The following is a 17,705-nucleotide window of genomic DNA, read 5'->3' on the forward strand; positions in this document are numbered from 1 at the left end:
ATGAAGAAAATAGCCATTTTTCCCGGGTCATTTGATCCATTTACCCGAGGTCATCACGACATTGTGATGCGCAGCCTGAAGCTTTTTGATGAAGTGGTAATCGGAATTGGGTACAATTCCACCAAGAAAAACAGGTATTTCGATATTGACCTTATGGTTTCAAAAATCGAGGAGGTTTATGTGAATACTCCTGAAGTCAAAGTGGTAGTATACAATGAATTGACCTCCACCTTAGCCAAAAAGATAGGGGCAAAGTTTCTGGTAAGAGGATTAAGGAACACCACGGACTTTGAATACGAAAACACGATCAGTCAAATGAACCGCTACCTCAACGAGGAGTTGGAAACGGTATTTTTGATTACCTCTCCGGAATTTGCCGCTATCAGCTCCACAGTGATTCGGGAAGTCCACCGATATGGGGGCAATGTGACTGATTATTTGCCTTACGCTTTGTGAGGCTTGAGTTGCATTTTCAGGTAATGCTTAAATAAATACCTCATCGATGGATAGGAGTTGATCAAAGCTGTCTTGGCGTCTGCCTCTGACATCCATTGGATATCTTCTATCCCCTCTTCGATCTGAGGCTTCATTGTGGCATCATTGAGTGAGTCCATCGAGTACCAGTAGGTCTTTTTGAGAATACTTTTCCTGTTTTGCGTGTAGGTATGCCAGGTCTTTAGGATTGGGGTCCGTAGCTTGACCATGATATTACATTCCTCCTCCACTTCCCGCTTGGCACATTGCTCGGGAGTCTCCCCTCGGTCCATTTTTCCTTTAGGAAAATCCCACTTGCCCAAGCGATAGATCATCAGAATTTTATCTTTCTTAGAAACCAAACCGCCAGCTGCCTTAACTATCAAAAATCGGCTTTTGACAAATGCCTTCAAGGCTTTTTTGTCCTCGCTGACCAGAGTGACCGAATCTAGATTCTTCATTTTACGGGTCCGCAATAGGTAAAGCAGCCGGATGATCAAATCATGGGAAGGCTCATGAAAAATCACATCCTCCTCCCACTCTACATCCGAGGGGATTTCGTCCGTTTGTCGGTAGATGTGCTCATAAGTCTTTTCCGAATCCAGTTCTTCATAACTGATCAGCTCGAGGGGCTTGTCATTTACAAAAATTCTCATGCAAAAAGCTAAGGTTGGCTAGGTGTCGAAATCAAAAATGCACAAAAAATTCAGGTGTCACAATCTTATCGGTTCGTATTCTGTTATTTTTGACCATATGGAAATTTTAGACCAAGCCACCGCCGCCGAAGTAGCCGACCGACTGCTGGAAATTCAAGCTATTCGGCTTCAACCTGAAAAGCCTTTCACCTGGGCATCAGGCTGGAAATCACCCATTTACTGTGATAATAGACTCTCCCTTTCCTTCCCGGAAGTACGATGCCTGATTCGGGATCAATTGGTAAAAAGTGTCAGTCATTTTTTTCCCATGGCTGAAGCCATCGCAGGGGTAGCCACTGCAGGAATCCCTCAAGGGGCTTTGATTGCCAATGAGCTTGACTTGCCTTTTATCTATGTCCGTTCAAAACCCAAAGGTCATGGCATGGAAAACATGATCGAAGGCAAGGTAGTCCCCGGCCAAAAAGTAGTGGTCGTGGAGGATTTGGTATCTACGGGTGGTAGCTCTCTAAAGGCCGTCCATGACCTGAGAAATGCAGGCTTTGAGGTTTTGGGCATGGTCGCCATCTTCAGCTATGGTTTTGAAGTGGCCGACAAAAACTTTGAGGAGGCCGGGGTAAAACTGATTTGCCTAAGCCATTATGACGCACTACTACCTAGGGCTGTTCATAGGAAATACATCGATGAAAATGTCCTCCAATCCCTGGGTGAATGGAGGAAAAATCCGGGAGCCTGGATGCAATAAAATCAAAAAGCTGAGACCTAAATCTCAGCTTTTTGCTTTTTCAAATAAGCCAATCGAGCCCCCTACCCAATCTTTGTCCTTATTGAATTTGACTCCGATCATCTCTCCCCTACTCAATCGGACCAAGTTGCCAACCCAAGTGGGATTTTCGTCTTTTTCTGGCCAAAGGAAAAGCAAACGAACCTCTACTTTGACTTTGCCATCCGGGGATTGAATGACTGGAAGGTAGTGGACTTTCTTCTGTAAGATGTACAGATCCTTTTCCTTTACAGCCTCCACATCTTCTTTTTTAACATGAAAAACGACCCCCGAGCCTGAGAAGGAAAAAAGTGGCTTTAGCACATAATTTTCCAGGTCCTCAGGAATAGACTCCAGTTCACTGAGCAGCTTGGTTTCGATAAAGTAAGGTCCATGCAAATAGGGCAAAATGAACTTGGAAATCCGGGTATACCAGTTGGGATGTCCGGCCCATTCCACCTCCAAATCTTCTGTAAAGTCAAAGTCTAATCGCAGGTCTTTCCTCATCTCCAACTCATCGAAGATGACCCGATTGTAGATTCTTTTAATGCGGATCTTTTCCCCTTGAGCTGAGTGGTAATAAAGTCTTTTTCCTTCCTTGAGCACCTCTGTCACACAGACCACAGGAATTCCCAGGTCCCTTTTTGCATAGTAAAAGTCAATCTTGGTGTTTTGCTTTTCAGGTTCTATTTCGAGCAAAACGACCTCCTTTGGAAGGTGATCCCCTAAAACGACTTCTTTTAATTTTTGCAGGTATTTCTCTTCATCCATCCCATCCGGATAGGGAGAGTATTCACCTAGAAAGGGGTAGTACTTTTGGACCTTACGGAAAAGATTGAACTGAAAATTGAAAATGGACGGAAAGCCCTGTACTTCGATAAGTTTGGGAATTAGGTGCCCCTCTTCCTCACAAATCCCAAAGTCTACTGCTAAAAATTGGGTATGGGCATCCTCATTGGGCACAGCGGTATTCAGCTCAATGGATCGCTGAGTCAATTCCTTAAAATCAGGCCTTTGGATAAAATCGATGACCTGATCGCAAGCCTCCTTAAGTTGATCTCTGAGAGAATTGGGGATAAAAAAAGGAGTCTCAGCAATCCGAAAAGTAGGCATATAGTCAAAATCCCCTGCTATATCTTGGAGAAAAGCCTGATATTTTTCAGAGGAAAATTCCTTATTAAACTTTTTTCGGATAGGTGGTTCCATTCTCAGGTCAAAGAGGGTGTTTTGGAGAGTTTGATCTTTTGGAGCGCCTGTTCCAGAAAATTGGGGATAAGCGTTTCGTTGGTTTTATAGATTTTATTCTCATCCACCAAATCTTCAAGCATGGTTCGGAATTTGGCCTTGCCCTTTAGCTCAATGATTTTTTCACGCACGATGGGTTTTTTCAGATGCTCCATAAAGCTCAGGGCATCCGCCTCAGGATGGAATTGAGTACCCACGATCTCGTCTGTAAATCGAATAGACATAATCGCCCGCTCGTATTCCACATGATTTCGGATTTTTTCCAGTGCGATGATTTTAGCCCCAAGAGTTTTGAATTTCTTGGCATCAGGCTGCACTACCTGATAATCTCTGGAATCGACCGCCCAAAAAGGGTTGGCGAGATTCTGGAAAATGGGATCTTTCATGCCCTCTTGGGTCTTGTGGACAGTCATGACGCCAAAGGAGGTGGATTTTCTTTTGGTGATTTCCCCCAAGCCAAAATGCTTGCAAGCCATCTGAAAAGAATGACAGATAAGCAAAAGATGCTTCTTTCGGGAATGATTCTGATTCCAAATCCAGATTTGATCCAGAAAATCATAATATTTCAAATCCCAATCTCCATTTCCCTCCAAGGGATTTCCGGGACCTCCTGTGGAAATAAACAAGTCAAAATCCTGAATATCTGGAAGTTGAGCTTTTCCTCTTACATCAAATTCTCTCCAGGAAATCTGCTCCGAAAACCTTGACAAGATATCATGGATACAGCGCATGCCCTGATTGGGCTCTCCGTCATACATATCCAGAATTGCCAGCTGTACTTTTCTCTTTCCCACGTTGATTGGATTAGTTTCGACCCAAAGCTACGGAATCCCTTAAATCCCCTCCGTAAACTTGGAGGTAATAAAATCGACTACCGCTTCAAGACTTCCTGTTTTCTCGAAAACAGCCAATTGCTGATCGGCACCCGTTCCTCTTTCGAGAATTTTGTGAACATAGTTGACTTCTTCCCTGCTGCCCAGTTCATCCACCACATCATCGATAAAATCCAGCAATTCCATAATCAGCTCTCGTGTAGGCACTTCTGTCTTTTTCCCAAAGTCTATCAGAAGGCCTTCGATGCCATTTCGGGCAGCCCGGAATTTATTCTCTCTAATGAGAGCAATGCGGTAAATATTGAAAGAGGTATTGCTCATCAGTAGCTTATACAATTTGGCTACCACGGCCTGAATGATCGCAACGACACAGATGGTCTCATCCACGGTCAGACACATATCGCAGATTCTAAACTCAATCGTACTGAAGAAAGGATGCATGCGAAGATCCCACCATATCTTTTTGGGATTGTCTATGCAATTGGTCTTGACCAGAATCTCCAGGAAATTGTCATAGGCCTGAACCGAATCGAAATATTCAGGTAAGCCAGTTCGGGGAAATTTGGCAAAAACCTTGGCTCTAAAGGCTTTGAAACCGGTATTTCTGCCTTCCCAAAAAGGAGAATTGGTCGTAAGTGCATAGATATGAGGCAGGAAATAACAAGCCTGATTCATCAACTGCAAGGCAATGTCGCGGCTTTCTATCCCTACATGCACATGAAGTCCAAAAATCAGATTGGAACGTGCAATGTCCTTGAGCTCATTGACTATATTATGATATCTCGGGTCGTCGGTGATCTCCTGATCCTGCCATTTGGCAAAGGGATGGGTACTCGAAGCACCCACCACCAATCCCTGCGCAGTAGCAAGTTCGGAGATCTTATTTCGGAGAAAAGCGACCTCTTTCCGTGCTTCCTGCACATTCTGGCAAATGTTGGTTCCCACTTCCACCACAGACTGGTGCATCTCGGCCTTTACCTGCTCTCTTAGGGTGATTTTGCCTCCATCTACGATTTTGGACATATGAGAGCGAAGATCCCGGGTTTTGGGATCCAAAATCATGTATTCTTCTTCGACTCCCAAAGTAAACTTGGGAAGCTTTTTTATTGAAGTTGCCATAAGCAGCGGGAGTTAAAATCTCTTGGCTGATTCCACCGAATTTTTCATAAAAGTGCCCCAAGTCAGATTCATCTTACCTGGCTTTTGAGCCTTGGCATAAGCAATGGCCATTTTTGCAGCCTCTTCTACCACCCAGTCAAAATTGGCTTGGCCCACCGAGTTGACATCTGCATCGGGTGCAGGATTGCCAAAATCAATGGCATAAGGAATACCGTCCCTCACGGCAAATTCCACCGTATTGAAGTCATAGCCCAAACCCTGGCAAAGTCGGATGGTATAATCCTTCACTGTACTCAATAGTTTTTTCGAAGCCGGAGCTTTGTCGACTACATAGCGAAGGTGGTGTGGGTTTCGAGGCTCATATTCCATGATTCGGACTGCTTTGCCTCCAAGACAGTAAACCCGGAAGTACTCATCAAAAACGATCTCTTCCTGCAGGAGCATCACCAATTGTCCGGTTTCAGGATGTTTCTGAAAAAACTCCTCCTTGTTTTCCAGTCGGTAGACATTTTTCCAACCTCCTCCGGCATAGGGCTTCATATAGGCAGGGAAACCGATATAGCTGAAAATCCCCTCCCAGTCCAAAGGCGCTGCAAGGTTTCGGAATGACTTGCTTGTGGTATCCGTAGGATGCTCGGCTGAGGGCAAAATCACGGTCTTTGGAAGAGGAACTCCCAATTGGTCTGCCAGACAGTTGTTAAAAAATTTGTCATCTGCACTCCACCAAAAAGGGTTGTTGATTACGGCTGTCCCGGTAAGAGCGGCATTTTTCAGATATGCCCTGTAGAAAGGAACATCCTGAGAGATCCGGTCAATGATTACTGCATATTCTGTCAGTTCATTTTGAATGACTTTGTCGATTCGAACCGGTTCGGCTATGATCCCTTTTTCCGCTTTTTCATTGACTCGCTGAACAAATGCCTGGGGAAAGGTATCTTCCATTCCGAAAAGTATCCCGATTTTCTTCATGTTTTCGCTTAGTTAGTAGTGGTAAAGAATTAAGTTAATCAAATTTGATAGTGGATAAGTAGTGAGGAAACATTTCCTTCCAAACTGGCCAATCATGCTGCTTGTCTTGTCTCACATCCAGCCAGTGATTGACATTTTTTTGCTTCAAGGCCTCATGAAGCTTCAGATTGGCATCAAAACAAATGTCCCAATTGGAAGTGCCCAAGATGATCCCCATGTTCCATAGCTCATAATCCTGAAGTCCAGGAAGATATTCCAGCGGGCTATTGTAGAAAATGTCGTCATGATTGTATCTATCCATAAAGTTTCGGATATCAAATGCCCCGCTCATGCTGAACATGTGACTGACGTAGCCTGGATGCCTGAAGGCGAAATTGGCAGCATGATATCCGCCAAAACTGCACCCTGCCACTGCAACTTTTGCCATGGAGGTATTAAGGCGAACTCTTTCCACGATGTCATGACAAATCATTTTGTCATAGCCCACATGATTTTGGATTCGCTGATGAGGATGAACTCCCTTGTTGTAGAAGCTTTGTTTGTCATTGCTATCCGGACAAAAGATCTGAACCAAACCCTGCTCTATAAACCAATGAGCAGACCCAATGAGGCCCATATCCCGGTTTTCATGAAACGAACCCATGGATGTGGGAAATAGAATCACAGGATAGCCTGCATGCCCAAAAACCAGCATCTCAACGTCACGGTTGACATAGGGAGAGTACCATTTAAAATATTCTTCTTTCATACAATTTTTGAAACTAATCGATCTGGCCTGTCCCTTAACCGATTCGAAATACTAATCAAAAATTGGGATAAACAAAAGAGATTGCCATGAAGCTTGGGCTGATTTGAAATTAAATTTTGGCTTTGATCGTTGATCCAAGATCATTTTTCTTTGCTAACAGCACTTTAAAAAATCCCAGGAAGACCAAAATCAAAAGAACAATTACCAAAATCCATTTAGCAGTGCTTGAAATAGACGCTAGGATAGCTGTCAATTTACCTTCCTCTGGAAAAATGCTAAGAAGGTGAAGAATCGCAGAGTTTTCAAAAAAATCGAAAAGGGCTACCAAAAAAGGGATTGCTAAATTTCTCTGATTTGTCTTTAAGCGGAATAAAAGGCCTGAAAAAAAACAAGCATAGGCCATCAAATAGGGCATATCAAAAAAGAGAATTGCCCATCCATATTGGACTCTATCTTTTTCTTCCAAATTAGAAATAGAGTCATAAGCTTCCGTGGGGCTATAGGCAAACTTCAAGTCCAAAGCATGCTCCTTGGGCATAAATTGAGCTAGCAAAATATTGAAGCCTACCAAAAGAGCACCCAAAAGAACAAGATACCTTGTTTGGGAACAGGTTTGTATTAAGGATTTCATTTGCTGGGGATTAAGCGAAATAAAATAAGAGAAATCCAACTTAAGAACCAAGAAATTAATATTAATTTTTTCTTAGTCATTCACCAAGCAAAAAAGAAATCATTACCTACAAAAAAAAGAATTTGAAAACCCTGATTCCAAACCCAAACGTGGCCGAAATGACTGTCTAATAAAGAAGATTGCCTCAATTATTTATTTCCTTCCTCAAACCATTTCGAGTACATGGGATAGTTTTTGGCAGTCCTGAGAATTACCTCCCTCATATTATCTCCGATTTCTTTTACTTTTTTGGCAGGAGTACCGGCATAAATGGACCCAGACTCCACTACCGTGCCAGCTAGGACCACAGCACCTGCAGCAATCACTGAATCTGAATGAATTACAGCTCCATCCATCACAATCGCTCCCATTCCGATAAGAACACGATCGTGAATTGTACATCCATGAACGATGGCATTATGGGCGATAGATACCTGATCTCCTATATAAGTTGGTGCTTTTTGATAGGTGCAATGGATGACTGCTCCATCTTGGATATTAGTATCATTTCCTATCCGGATTTCATGGACATCACCCCGAATGACCGCGTTAAACCAAACCGTACACCTGTCTCCAATGACTACATCCCCAACTAGTGTGGCATTGGGTGCCAGCCAGCATTCCTTTCCCATTTCCGGCTTTTTGCCGCGCACTTCCATGATCAAAGCCATTGTTTTTTCATTTTTTCCCGAAGGAAATAAAAAAATAAAATCAACCTGAACTTTTTTTTTGATTTTGAGTTTCGTGTATATACATATAAATTTGCAACTCCATTTATAAAAATCAACTATGAAAATCACAAAGCAAATCGGTCTTTTCCTTGCCGCAGCAATGATCACCTTCGCCTGCAGCAAACCATCTGAAACAGTAGAAACCTCTGAAGCTCAGGAAGTAGCAGAAGCAACGGGTACTACGCTTACCTTGGCTCCAACCTCTACAATCTCTTGGAGAGGTTACAAGCCTGCCGGACAGCATTTTGGCAAAATTCCTGCTACTTCAGGTACCCTTACCGTGAGCGGAGATCAAATCACCGGAGGTTCTTTCACTTTTGACATTACAGGTTTGAAAATCGAAGACTTGGAAGAAGGTTCTGAAAACTACGGTAAACTTTGGGGACATCTTCAGTCTGCTGACTTCTTTGACGCAGCAAACCACCCTACTGCAACATTTGAAATCACAGGAGCTGAGCCCTTCACAGCAGGTGACGTGATTGCAGATACTGAGCAATTTGCTACTGACAACACCCCAAAGGCAGAATCAGAGCTATCTCCTGCAAACCCAACTCATTGGATCAGCGGTAACCTGACCATGAGAGGTACCACCAAAAACATCAAATTCCCTGCTTCAGTGACTATCGAAAACGGTACTGTGACTGCAGTTGCCGGTTTCAATATCGACAGAACGGCTTGGGGATTGTCCTACGGCGACGAAGCTTCTGCTGTGGACAAAGCAAAAGATCAATTCATCTACAACACAGTTTCTTTGGAACTGAATGTGACCGCAAATTAATTTTAACTACCTCAATGATTCGAAAAGAGGGATTCTTCGGAATTCCTCTTTTTTTTGTCTATTCCCCAAACTGCTCATCAAGGAATGTCTGAATCCGAAAAACTTCCGGTACGAAAAATCATCCATGTGGACATGGATGCTTTCTATGCCTCAGTGGAGCAGCTCGACCATCCCGAATGGAGAGGGAAACCTTTGGTAGTAGGCGGAAACGAAGCACGAGGAGTGGTAGCTGCAGCAAGCTACGAGGCCAGAAAATACGGAATACATTCCGCCATGTCCTCTGCCCTAGCGGCTAAAAAGTGCCCTCATCTTATTTTTGCACCCCATCGTTTTGACCGCTATAGGGAGATTTCCCATCAGATTCGGGAGATCTTTTTTGAATACACGGATTTGGTGGAGCCACTTTCCTTGGATGAAGCTTTTCTGGATGTGACCGAAAATAAAAAAGGGCTCAAATCTGCTATCCTTATTGCCAGACAAATCCGCGAGAAGATCAAAGAAAAAACCGGCCTAAATGCTTCAGCAGGTGTTTCTTACAACAAATTCCTAGCAAAAACCGCCTCTGACCTCAACAAACCCAACGGTCAGGCAGTCATCCTGCCAGAGGAGGCAGAGGATTTTCTGGAAAAGCTTCCCATCGGAAAATTCTTTGGAATCGGAAAAGTCACCGCAGAGAAAATGCAAAAACTGGGAATCCATACCGGAAAAGATCTCAAGGAGTATTCCCTACAGTTTTTGACCAAAAAATTCGGAAAATCCGGATTGCATTACTTCAATAACGTCCGCGGTATTCACCTTTCGGAAGTACAGCCACATCGGGTGAGGAAAAGTCTGAGTGCCGAAAATACCTTCGAAAAAGATCTGATTACTCTGGCAGAAATGGAAGAAAACCTCCGGCCTATTTTTGAAGAGGTCATCCGAAGAATAGAAAAAAGCGGAATCAAAGGCCGTACAGTCACCCTCAAGCTCAAATACTCAGATTTCACCCTCCAGACCAGAAGCAAAACCCTGGAACAATACCCGGAAAAAGAAATGATTTGGCAGATAGGATTGGAACTGCTGCGACAGGAGGATATCCCCAAACCCGTCCGTCTGCTCGGCTTGGGAATTTCCAATCTCAATATCACCGAGGAACAGGTTCACTTTGGGGAGCAGCTGAGGATACCTTTCGACTTATAAATCAATCTTCCCATTTAATGTCTTTTTGATTTCTACTCATATGAAAAATATCCAATATTAAAATTTCCTGATCTCTCAGCTCAAAAATTATCTTTTAACTCCAAACCAATTTAAATCTAAAATCCCCATTGAGCTCTTTCAAATTAGGTTCTTTGGGGAGTTTTTGAGGAAAATGTACAATATCCTTTACCTCCTTTAATATTTTGGTTTTTACTTTAATTGCCACAGCAATTGAAGCGGTATTTTTATAAAAATCATAAATCGTCTTTAGAGAATCTGCGGCCTTGGTATCCCGTTTGATTTTCATTTTTTAGACACTACCAATTTTCTGATTCTTTTTCTAATTCCTTCATGGAGATGAATTCCCCCTTGTCTACCCTTGCCTTTGCCAACATAATTCTTTGAATTAACTGAGAGGATGAAAAAGGCTCGCCTGGAAAAATGATCTCTTGCTTATCAAAATCTTTTACAACTTCATAAAGCAATTCCAAAAGCCGTTCATCTCCGTTTTCAATGACTTGATGAAGCTTTTCCTTTAAAACTGAATTTTCCATAGCACTCACTTTTTTCTTAAAATAACGATTTCTAATTGAGATGGAGTTTCAACTGACTCCTAATTTCGGCAAAAGTATTTTTGAAAGTACAAATAATTAACATTTGTAAAGCCTGCCATTTTGTCCGCATTTTCGTAATTTCGCAACCTGATTAAACCCAAATCGGTTGGAATCACTTCTGACCGAGCTCAAAAAGCGAAAACTATCCCATGAATCTGATCAAAGATATTGATATCCTTACCGGCGAAGAGGCTCAGGCGGTGGACTACAAAACCACCACTGACGAAAATACCGGCAAAACCAAAAAACTCTACATCGAAAGCTACGGTTGCCAGATGAACTTCTCCGATTCGGAGATCGTCGCTTCGATCATGAAGGAAAACGGCTTCGACACCACATCTGACTTCAATCAGGCCGATGTGGTCTTTTTGAATACCTGCTCTATCCGTGAAAAAGCCGAACAAACCGTCCGAAACCGACTCAACCACTTCAATTCCGTCAAAAAACACAAACCCGAGATGACCATCGGAGTCTTGGGGTGCATGGCGGAGCGATTGAAAGAAAAATTGCTGGAAGAGGAGAAAATCGTGGACGTGGTCGTAGGACCTGATGCTTACAGAGACCTTCCCAACTTGGTCAATGCAGCAGAAGACGGAAGAAAAGGTGTCAATACCTTCCTTTCCAGAGAAGAAACCTATGCAGACATCGCTCCTGTTCGCTTAAATTCCAACGGAGTCACTGCATTTATCTCCATCATGCGGGGCTGCGACAATATGTGCTCCTTCTGCGTGGTGCCATTTACCCGAGGTCGGGAAAGAAGCCGTGACCCGCACTCCATCGTGGCAGAGGCTCGGGATTTGTTTTCCAAGGGATACCGGGAGGTCACCCTTTTGGGTCAAAATGTAGACTCTTATAAATGGTCTCCAGAGGAAAACAACAAGGCCAGACTCAACAAGAAGGAAGGTGAAGTCACTCAGGTGGTCAATTTTGCCCATCTCCTGGAAATGGTAGCTCAAGTCAGTCCTTTGCTCAGAGTCCGATTTTCCACTTCCCATCCAAAAGACATCACAGATGAGGTACTTCACACCATGAAGAAGTACGACAACATCTGCAAGTATATTCATCTCCCCGTACAGTCCGGCAATTCCCGGGTTTTGGAATTGATGAACCGAACCTATGACAGGGAATGGTACCTGGACCGAGTGAAAGCTATCCGGGAAATTTTGGGTGAAGAATGCGGCATTTCCTCCGATATGATTGCCGGATTCTGCACCGAGACTGAAGAGGAACATCAGGATACCCTCAGCTTGATGGATATTGTGAAATACGACTTTTCTTACATGTTTTTCTATTCCGAACGTCCGGGAACTCTGGCTGCCAAAAAGTTTGAAGACGACATTCCTTTGGAAGTGAAAAAGCGCAGATTGGCGGAGATTATAGAAAAGCAAAATCAACTTTCCCTAGAAAGAAATCAATTGGATCTGGGCAAAGAGCAGCTCATCCTGATCGAAGGTACTTCCAAAAAATCCTCCGAAGAATTGAAGGGACGAAACTCTGCAAATAAAGTAGTAATCGTCCCATCCGCTGGCTTGAAACTTGGGGATTACGTCAAAGTGAAAATTAAGGATTGCTCGGCTGCTACCCTCTTTGGAGAAGTGTTGGAAATTAATCCTGCATTGGCATGATCACTCCACAGGAAATCCACAGTGTCAAGCAGCGCTTTGGCATCATCGGAAACAGCCCCCTTCTGAACCATGCCATTCAGGTAGCAATGCAGGCTGCCCCTACCGATATGACTGTGCTGATCACGGGTGAAAGTGGATCCGGAAAGGAGAGTTTTTCCAAAATCATCCATTCCCTTTCCCTCAGAAAGCACGGTAAATTCATTGCAATCAACTGCGGAGCAATCCCAGAAGGCACGATCGATTCTGAGCTTTTCGGACATGAAAAAGGCTCCTTTACAGGAGCTCATGAAGCCAGAAAGGGCTACTTTGAAGTAACGGATGGAGGAACCATTTTCTTGGATGAAATCGGTGAAATGCCTCTGGGCACGCAGGCCCGCCTGTTGCGGGTTTTGGAAAATGGGGAATTTATCCGTGTGGGTTCTTCCAAAGTACAGAAGACCAATGTCCGGGTAATCACCGCTACCAATGTCAACTTGCTCAAGGCAGTGGAAAAAGGAAAGTTCCGGGAAGATCTCTATTATCGATTGAACACAGTTCCGATTTTTGTCCCACCCTTGAGAGAAAGAGGAGAAGATGTGGTCCTGCTTTTCAGAAAGTTTACTTCAGATTTCTCAGAAAAATACCGTGTAAAGCCCATTTCCCTAGATCCTGCCGCTCAGCAGGTGCTGATGCGCTATCCTTTCCCTGGAAATATCCGTCAGCTGAAAAATATTGCCGAGCAAATCTCCCTTTTAGAACAGGAAAGGGAAGTGGATGCCCAAACTCTCTCACGTTACCTTCCCCAGGAGGGAAGTCGATTGCCAATGACCTTGCCCGGTCCTGGAGGAGGTTCGGAGAGCAGTGATTTTTCTGAAAGAGATATATTGTATAAGGTACTTTTTGATATGAAAAAGGACATGAACGAGCTCAAAAAGCTGGTTCTGGATTCTTTCCAAAGCGGGGGCCTAAATTCCTCCATCATGCAAAAGCATCAGGGTCTTTTCGAGGATTTGGAAAGTGGCATAAGCAAAGCTGAAACTGTAGAAAGTCCATCCCCTTATTCTGTTCCTCTGGTGTTGGAGACTCAAAAAAATTCCTCTTTGGACAACGTAGAATATGAGGATGACGTAATAGAGGACATTCTTCACGAAGAGGACGACAATTCTCTTTCTTTGGAGAAAAAGGAAAAAGAAATGATCATCAAGGCCTTGCAAAAGCATAACAATAAAAGAAAGTATGCTGCGCAAGATTTGGGGATCTCTGAACGGACTCTTTACCGTAAAATCAAACAGTATGAAATTGAATAAAAGTCTTGTCTGGATTGCATGGATATTCCTACTGTTTTCCTCCTGCTCGGTCAAATACAGCTTCACCGGAACCAATATCAACTACGAGTTGGTCAAGACTTTTTCGGTAGACAACTTTTTCAATGATTCCGGAGGGGGCCCTGCCAATATGGAGCAGCGTTTTACTGAAGCACTGAAGGAATATTATCAGAGAAACACCCAACTTGAACTGATACGCTCCAATGGAGATCTGCAGTTTTCAGGTGCCATCAGCAGATATACCCTGACTCCTCAAAACGCTGTATCCAGCGGTGACCCCAATCTTCCCGATCGTGCAGGACAAATGCGATTGACCATCAATGTGGATGTGGAATACATCAACGTGACCAATGAGGAAGAAAATCTGAAAAGAACCTTCACTTTTTTCCAAGATTATGACCCGAGAAGCGTTACCTTGTTGGACGTAGAAAATCAGTTGGTAGAAGAAATATTCGACATCATCATTCAGGATATATTTACAGCCACCGTCGCCAACTGGTAATTTGTAAACATTAAAAAAGCGATAAATCTGTGAATGCCAGTCAGTTTCTTGACCTTATCCAAAAATCAGATCGTCTGGAAAAGTCCGATTATCTCCAATTGAGAAAAATTCAGGATAATTTCCCCTACTTCCAAATCAGCCATGTACTCGCCTGCAGGTATGAGTTGGGGAAAAACCCTGAACTCACTCCATCCCATTTAGGCCATGCAGCATTGACCAGTCCCGATAGGGTTTGGCTGAAGGCATTGTTGGAAAAGCCTTCCCAGAAATCGGATGTAAAGACTCCAGCAATCAAAGAGGATTTGCTACCGGAAGAGCCAAAAGCCGGCAGCAGTGATCCTATTCAAAGAACAGAATCCCTCAAAAAACTGGGAGACCAGCTCAAAGGAAATCCAGCACCTCCCCTGGATAAGCCTAAAGTTAAAAAGAGAAAACCTCCTAAAGACGAGTTGATCGAAACCATCAAGAGAAAAGAGAAAAAGGAAATCGTAGCCGATAAGACCAAGGAACAGATCGATCTGATCAAGGCTTTCAGCAAAAAATCCATCAAACTGGCTACAATCAAGGAAATTGAAGCCAATCAAAACACGGAGAATTTGGCTGAAGCCAGTACCAAACTGGATGAAAGCTTGATTACAGAATCCTTTGCCAAACTCTTGATCAGACAAGGTAAAAAAGATAAAGCCGTAGAAATTTATGAAAAATTGAGTTTGAAGTTTCCGGAGAAAAGGGCTTACTTTGCGGACTTGATTGAAAACCTGAAAGAAAAATTAGACTGAAAATATGTTCACTTTATTAATTAGCATCATCATTATACTTGCCGTTTTGTTGATTTTGGTCATTTTGGGTCAGAACTCCAAAGGTGGTGCAGGTGCAGCATTCGGTGGAAGTGCTTCTCAAATCATGGGCGTGACCCGTACGGGAAATGTCCTTGAAAAATCCACTTGGGTATTGGCTATTGCCATTTTGGTTCTTTCCTTAGCTTCTTCTGCCTTCTATACCAGCAGCCAGCCAAACCAATTTTCTTCTCCAAATATTGAGAATGCGAAACAGCAAGTTGTTGCTCCTGCATTTGGAGAAACTGAAAGTGTACTTCCTGCTCCTACTACTGAAGAGGATACCACCTCAGGGAACTGAAATACACCATTTGAATAAAATTCTAAGGTCTGCCCCGAAAAGGCAGACTTTTTTTGTACCTTAAAAATTCAGAATAATACAGAGTTCCGGTTTTTTATTGGAAAGAGGCGGAGTTAGTGTTATTTTTCAAATAGTCACCAAATACAAAATCACACATTATATGCTAGAGAAACCTATCCGGCTGGAAGATTTACAGCTGGAAAATTGGCCCAATGTCATTTTATGGGCCGCCCCGATTATGTTTTTGTTGGTCTTCATCGAATGGGGAATTAGTCTTTATCAGAAACGGGACGCTTACAATACCAAAGATTTTCTTGCCGCTTCCAGCATTGGCTTGGTCAATGTGGGAATCAGTGCAGCTATCAAAATGCTCACTTTTGGGGTAGCAATTTTTTGCTACAACATCTCTCCTTTTCAGATTCCACCCACTTGGTGGTCCTATTTACTATGTTTTATAGGAATTGACTTTGCCCGGTATTGGGCACACCGCATTGCCCATGAGCAGCGCTTTTGGTGGGCCACCCATATTACCCATCACAATTCCAGCAAATACAATTTATCCGTTTCTTTCCGGTTGGGCTGGACTCAGCATATCAAGATCGTATTCTTTATTCCGGTGATGCTGATGGGATTTGACCCTTTTGTGTTCTTTATCTGTCATCAGATTGCGGTTCTTTATCAATTTTGGATCCATACCGAGTACATTACCAAACTTCACCCGGCCATTGAATACATTTTCACCACTCCTTCTCACCATCGAGTTCACCATGCGAGTGATGCCCACTATCTGGACAAAAACTACGGCTCTACCCTGATTATTTGGGACCGGATGTTTGGCACCTTTATGCCTGAAGCGGAGAGACCCACTTATGGCATCACCAAGCCGGTGACTTCCTACAATCCCATCTATTTGGTATTTCATGAATGGAGAGACATTTTTTCTGATCTCAGCAAATCAAAAAGTCTCAAAGAAGCTTGGCAAATTCTTTTTGGAAAACCCGGGGATGAAATCATCAAAAACAGGGAGATGAAAGAAAGAGCCGAACTGCAGGAAATGGAGCAAAAAAATGTCCTTTCCGCCAAAGAAAAGGACCGGGAGTTGATCATGGAGAAATAATCAATTTTGGCTACTCGGATACACTTCTAAGCAAAAGCCGCTTGCCGACCGGAAGAAGGGTCTCCTCCAGCGGAAGACAGTTTTGACTATGGAATCTCCAAGTGGCAGGATTAGGTAACTCCTTGATTTCACGGATGAGCTCCAGTTTCATCTTTTCCAGAGTATTGACCAGAGATTTCTGAAATACTCCCACCAGCCAAAGGGTAATGCTTCTAAACTTCTCCCCTGCCAACTGTAGAAAGTTGGACTTGTAGCGAAAAGCATGGACCTCATTTTGTCGTTCTTGAGTGAGTAAAATATATCCCTCACGGGTATAAATGGGTAGAATACCCACCGGTTCAAACTCGACTTGCTCCTCCACGAAGTCATAAATTGCCTTTCCCTCTTCTATTTGGTTTTTGAGTTTAGGCAGAGCAAACTCAGTGATCTGAGCAATTTCCTCTATGACTTTGCCATCATTGATTTTCTTTTCGTATTGCAACTGTGCTTTTTGAAAATCAATCCCACTCAGGGCTTTGGGGAATAGATTGCTCAATTCGGTTTTTCCGGATTGGATTTCTGTGAGTGTGCGGTGATGATCAATCAAATCTCCCAATGCAGGATAGATTTTGACTGCCTGAAACTCTTTTTCATTGGCCTGCAAATAGGCCAGCAATTGGTACTTTTTGTACTCAAAATCGATCAGTCCTTCGGTGATCCAATTCTTTGGTAAGGTCTTCATGGTTTGGAATAGGTAGTAATGGTATGACATAAAATACGGATTTCTGACATTTTTTTCATGGCTGAGAGAAAATTTGGCAGAAAAGAAGTCTGCCTTTCCAGTAGGGAACTGAGGTACAATCCTAAGTTTGCGGTCGATTTGTCAGCATTTATTCCAAAAAATCCCTTGGCACAGGAAGTGCATATAGGGGAATAGCATTTTAATCTAACCTTAAACAATACATACTATGTCAAAAGTGAACATCAAACCTCTTGCAGACCGAGTTCTAGTGCAGCCGGCTGCAGCTGAAGAGAAGACCGCATCCGGACTTTATATCCCGGACACTGCGAAAGAAAAGCCTCAGAAAGGTACCGTGGTGGCTGTAGGAAACGGTAAAAAAGATGAGCCCTTGACTGTAAAAGTTGGAGACACTGTTTTGTACGGAAAGTATTCCGGTACTGAACTCAACGTGGAAGGTCAGGATTTCCTCATCATGAGAGAATCTGACATTTTCGCAATCCTTTAATTTATTTCACCATTAACT

Annotated in this window: 22 protein-coding genes; 11 read left to right on the top strand and 11 right to left on the bottom strand. The window is 43.2% G+C overall.

The window, feature by feature from the left end; translation table 11 throughout:
• Positions 1-456: a pantetheine-phosphate adenylyltransferase gene (coaD, locus tag AAA942_RS16295; RefSeq protein ID WP_338221358.1), complete on the top strand. Its 456-nt coding sequence runs from the start codon at positions 1-3 to the stop codon at positions 454-456.
• Here coaD and AAA942_RS16300 read toward each other — a convergent pair.
• Complete coding sequence (locus AAA942_RS16300) at positions 444-1,130, bottom strand: NUDIX hydrolase (protein WP_338221359.1); 687 nt, start codon at positions 1,128-1,130, stop codon at positions 444-446. The two genes, coaD and AAA942_RS16300, sit on opposite strands and share 13 nt — an antisense overlap.
• A gap of 97 nt (positions 1,131-1,227) precedes the next feature.
• Here AAA942_RS16300 and pyrE point away from each other — a divergent pair, with 97 nt between their 5' ends.
• Entirely contained in the window at positions 1,228-1,872 is a 645-nt protein-coding gene (pyrE, locus tag AAA942_RS16305; RefSeq protein ID WP_338221360.1) for an orotate phosphoribosyltransferase, read from the top strand.
• Positions 1,873-1,896: 24 nt separating this feature from the next.
• Here pyrE and AAA942_RS16310 read toward each other — a convergent pair whose 3' ends face one another.
• From AAA942_RS16310 to AAA942_RS16340, 7 genes are all read right to left on the bottom strand, one after another.
• Positions 1,897-3,096: a hypothetical protein gene (locus AAA942_RS16310; RefSeq protein ID WP_338221361.1), complete on the bottom strand. Its 1,200-nt coding sequence runs from the start codon at positions 3,094-3,096 to the stop codon at positions 1,897-1,899.
• Positions 3,097-3,098: 2 nt separating this feature from the next.
• Positions 3,099-3,929 (bottom strand): type 1 glutamine amidotransferase, encoded by an 831-nt coding sequence (locus AAA942_RS16315; protein ID WP_338221362.1) that lies wholly within the window; start codon positions 3,927-3,929, stop codon positions 3,099-3,101.
• Positions 3,930-3,968: 39 nt separating this feature from the next.
• Complete coding sequence (locus tag AAA942_RS16320; RefSeq protein WP_338221363.1) at positions 3,969-5,087, bottom strand: carboxylate-amine ligase; 1,119 nt, start codon at positions 5,085-5,087, stop codon at positions 3,969-3,971.
• Between the two features lie 12 nt (positions 5,088-5,099).
• On the bottom strand, positions 5,100-6,056 hold the full coding sequence (locus AAA942_RS16325; protein WP_338221364.1) for an ATP-grasp domain-containing protein: 957 nt from the start codon (positions 6,054-6,056) through the stop codon (positions 5,100-5,102).
• 34 nt (positions 6,057-6,090) lie between these two features.
• On the bottom strand, positions 6,091-6,804 hold the full coding sequence (locus tag AAA942_RS16330) for an esterase (protein WP_338221365.1): 714 nt from the start codon (positions 6,802-6,804) through the stop codon (positions 6,091-6,093).
• A 109-nt stretch (positions 6,805-6,913) separates the two neighbouring features.
• The gene (locus tag AAA942_RS16335; RefSeq protein ID WP_338221366.1) at positions 6,914-7,270 is read right to left on the bottom strand and encodes a hypothetical protein; all 357 of its coding nucleotides are present in this window, start codon (positions 7,268-7,270) and stop codon (positions 6,914-6,916) included.
• 353 nt (positions 7,271-7,623) lie between these two features.
• Entirely contained in the window at positions 7,624-8,145 is a 522-nt protein-coding gene (locus AAA942_RS16340) for a gamma carbonic anhydrase family protein (RefSeq protein WP_338221367.1), read from the bottom strand.
• Positions 8,146-8,263: 118 nt separating this feature from the next.
• Between AAA942_RS16340 and AAA942_RS16345 the strand changes: the two genes are divergently transcribed.
• Both AAA942_RS16345 and dinB read left to right on the top strand, forming a co-directional pair.
• Positions 8,264-8,983 carry a YceI family protein gene (locus tag AAA942_RS16345; RefSeq protein WP_338221368.1) on the top strand — a complete coding sequence of 240 codons (720 nt, stop codon included), beginning with the start codon at positions 8,264-8,266 and terminating at the stop codon, positions 8,981-8,983.
• An 84-nt stretch (positions 8,984-9,067) separates the two neighbouring features.
• Positions 9,068-10,162, top strand: coding sequence for a DNA polymerase IV (dinB, locus tag AAA942_RS16350; protein WP_338221369.1), 1,095 nt, complete (start codon positions 9,068-9,070; stop codon positions 10,160-10,162).
• Positions 10,163-10,256: 94 nt separating this feature from the next.
• Here dinB and AAA942_RS16355 read toward each other — a convergent pair whose 3' ends face one another.
• Positions 10,257-10,469 carry a hypothetical protein gene (locus AAA942_RS16355; RefSeq protein WP_338221370.1) on the bottom strand — a complete coding sequence of 71 codons (213 nt, stop codon included), beginning with the start codon at positions 10,467-10,469 and terminating at the stop codon, positions 10,257-10,259.
• 10 nt (positions 10,470-10,479) lie between these two features.
• The gene (locus AAA942_RS16360; protein WP_338221371.1) at positions 10,480-10,716 is read right to left on the bottom strand and encodes a hypothetical protein; all 237 of its coding nucleotides are present in this window, start codon (positions 10,714-10,716) and stop codon (positions 10,480-10,482) included.
• A 209-nt stretch (positions 10,717-10,925) separates the two neighbouring features.
• On the opposite strand from AAA942_RS16360, the gene miaB reads away from it, so the two are divergent.
• From miaB to AAA942_RS16390, 6 genes are all read left to right on the top strand, one after another.
• Entirely contained in the window at positions 10,926-12,401 is a 1,476-nt protein-coding gene (gene miaB / locus AAA942_RS16365; protein WP_338221372.1) for a tRNA (N6-isopentenyl adenosine(37)-C2)-methylthiotransferase MiaB, read from the top strand.
• Positions 12,398-13,687 carry a sigma-54 interaction domain-containing protein gene (locus AAA942_RS16370; RefSeq protein WP_338221373.1) on the top strand — a complete coding sequence of 430 codons (1,290 nt, stop codon included), beginning with the start codon at positions 12,398-12,400 and terminating at the stop codon, positions 13,685-13,687. The genes miaB and AAA942_RS16370 overlap by 4 nt, the downstream gene beginning before the upstream one ends.
• Positions 13,674-14,207, top strand: coding sequence for an LptE family protein (gene lptE / locus AAA942_RS16375; protein WP_338221374.1), 534 nt, complete (start codon positions 13,674-13,676; stop codon positions 14,205-14,207). Before AAA942_RS16370 ends, lptE begins: the two co-directional genes overlap by 14 nt.
• 29 nt (positions 14,208-14,236) lie before the next feature.
• Positions 14,237-14,986, top strand: coding sequence for a hypothetical protein (locus tag AAA942_RS16380; RefSeq protein WP_338221375.1), 750 nt, complete (start codon positions 14,237-14,239; stop codon positions 14,984-14,986).
• A gap of 4 nt (positions 14,987-14,990) precedes the next feature.
• Positions 14,991-15,344, top strand: a complete 354-nt coding sequence (gene secG, locus AAA942_RS16385; RefSeq protein WP_338221376.1) for a preprotein translocase subunit SecG — start codon at positions 14,991-14,993, stop codon at positions 15,342-15,344.
• 160 nt (positions 15,345-15,504) lie between these two features.
• Entirely contained in the window at positions 15,505-16,461 is a 957-nt protein-coding gene (locus tag AAA942_RS16390) for a sterol desaturase family protein (RefSeq protein ID WP_338221377.1), read from the top strand.
• 10 nt (positions 16,462-16,471) lie between these two features.
• Here the strand turns inward: AAA942_RS16390 and AAA942_RS16395 are convergent, their stop codons facing one another.
• Positions 16,472-17,182 carry a hypothetical protein gene (locus tag AAA942_RS16395; protein WP_338221378.1) on the bottom strand — a complete coding sequence of 237 codons (711 nt, stop codon included), beginning with the start codon at positions 17,180-17,182 and terminating at the stop codon, positions 16,472-16,474.
• 226 nt (positions 17,183-17,408) lie between these two features.
• Here AAA942_RS16395 and AAA942_RS16400 point away from each other — a divergent pair, with 226 nt between their 5' ends.
• Positions 17,409-17,687 carry a co-chaperone GroES gene (locus AAA942_RS16400; RefSeq protein WP_338221379.1) on the top strand — a complete coding sequence of 93 codons (279 nt, stop codon included), beginning with the start codon at positions 17,409-17,411 and terminating at the stop codon, positions 17,685-17,687.
• The last annotated feature ends 18 nt before the right edge of the window (positions 17,688-17,705 follow it).

The organism is Algoriphagus sp. oki45, from assembly GCF_036245605.1.
Classification (GTDB): domain Bacteria; phylum Bacteroidota; class Bacteroidia; order Cytophagales; family Cyclobacteriaceae; genus Algoriphagus.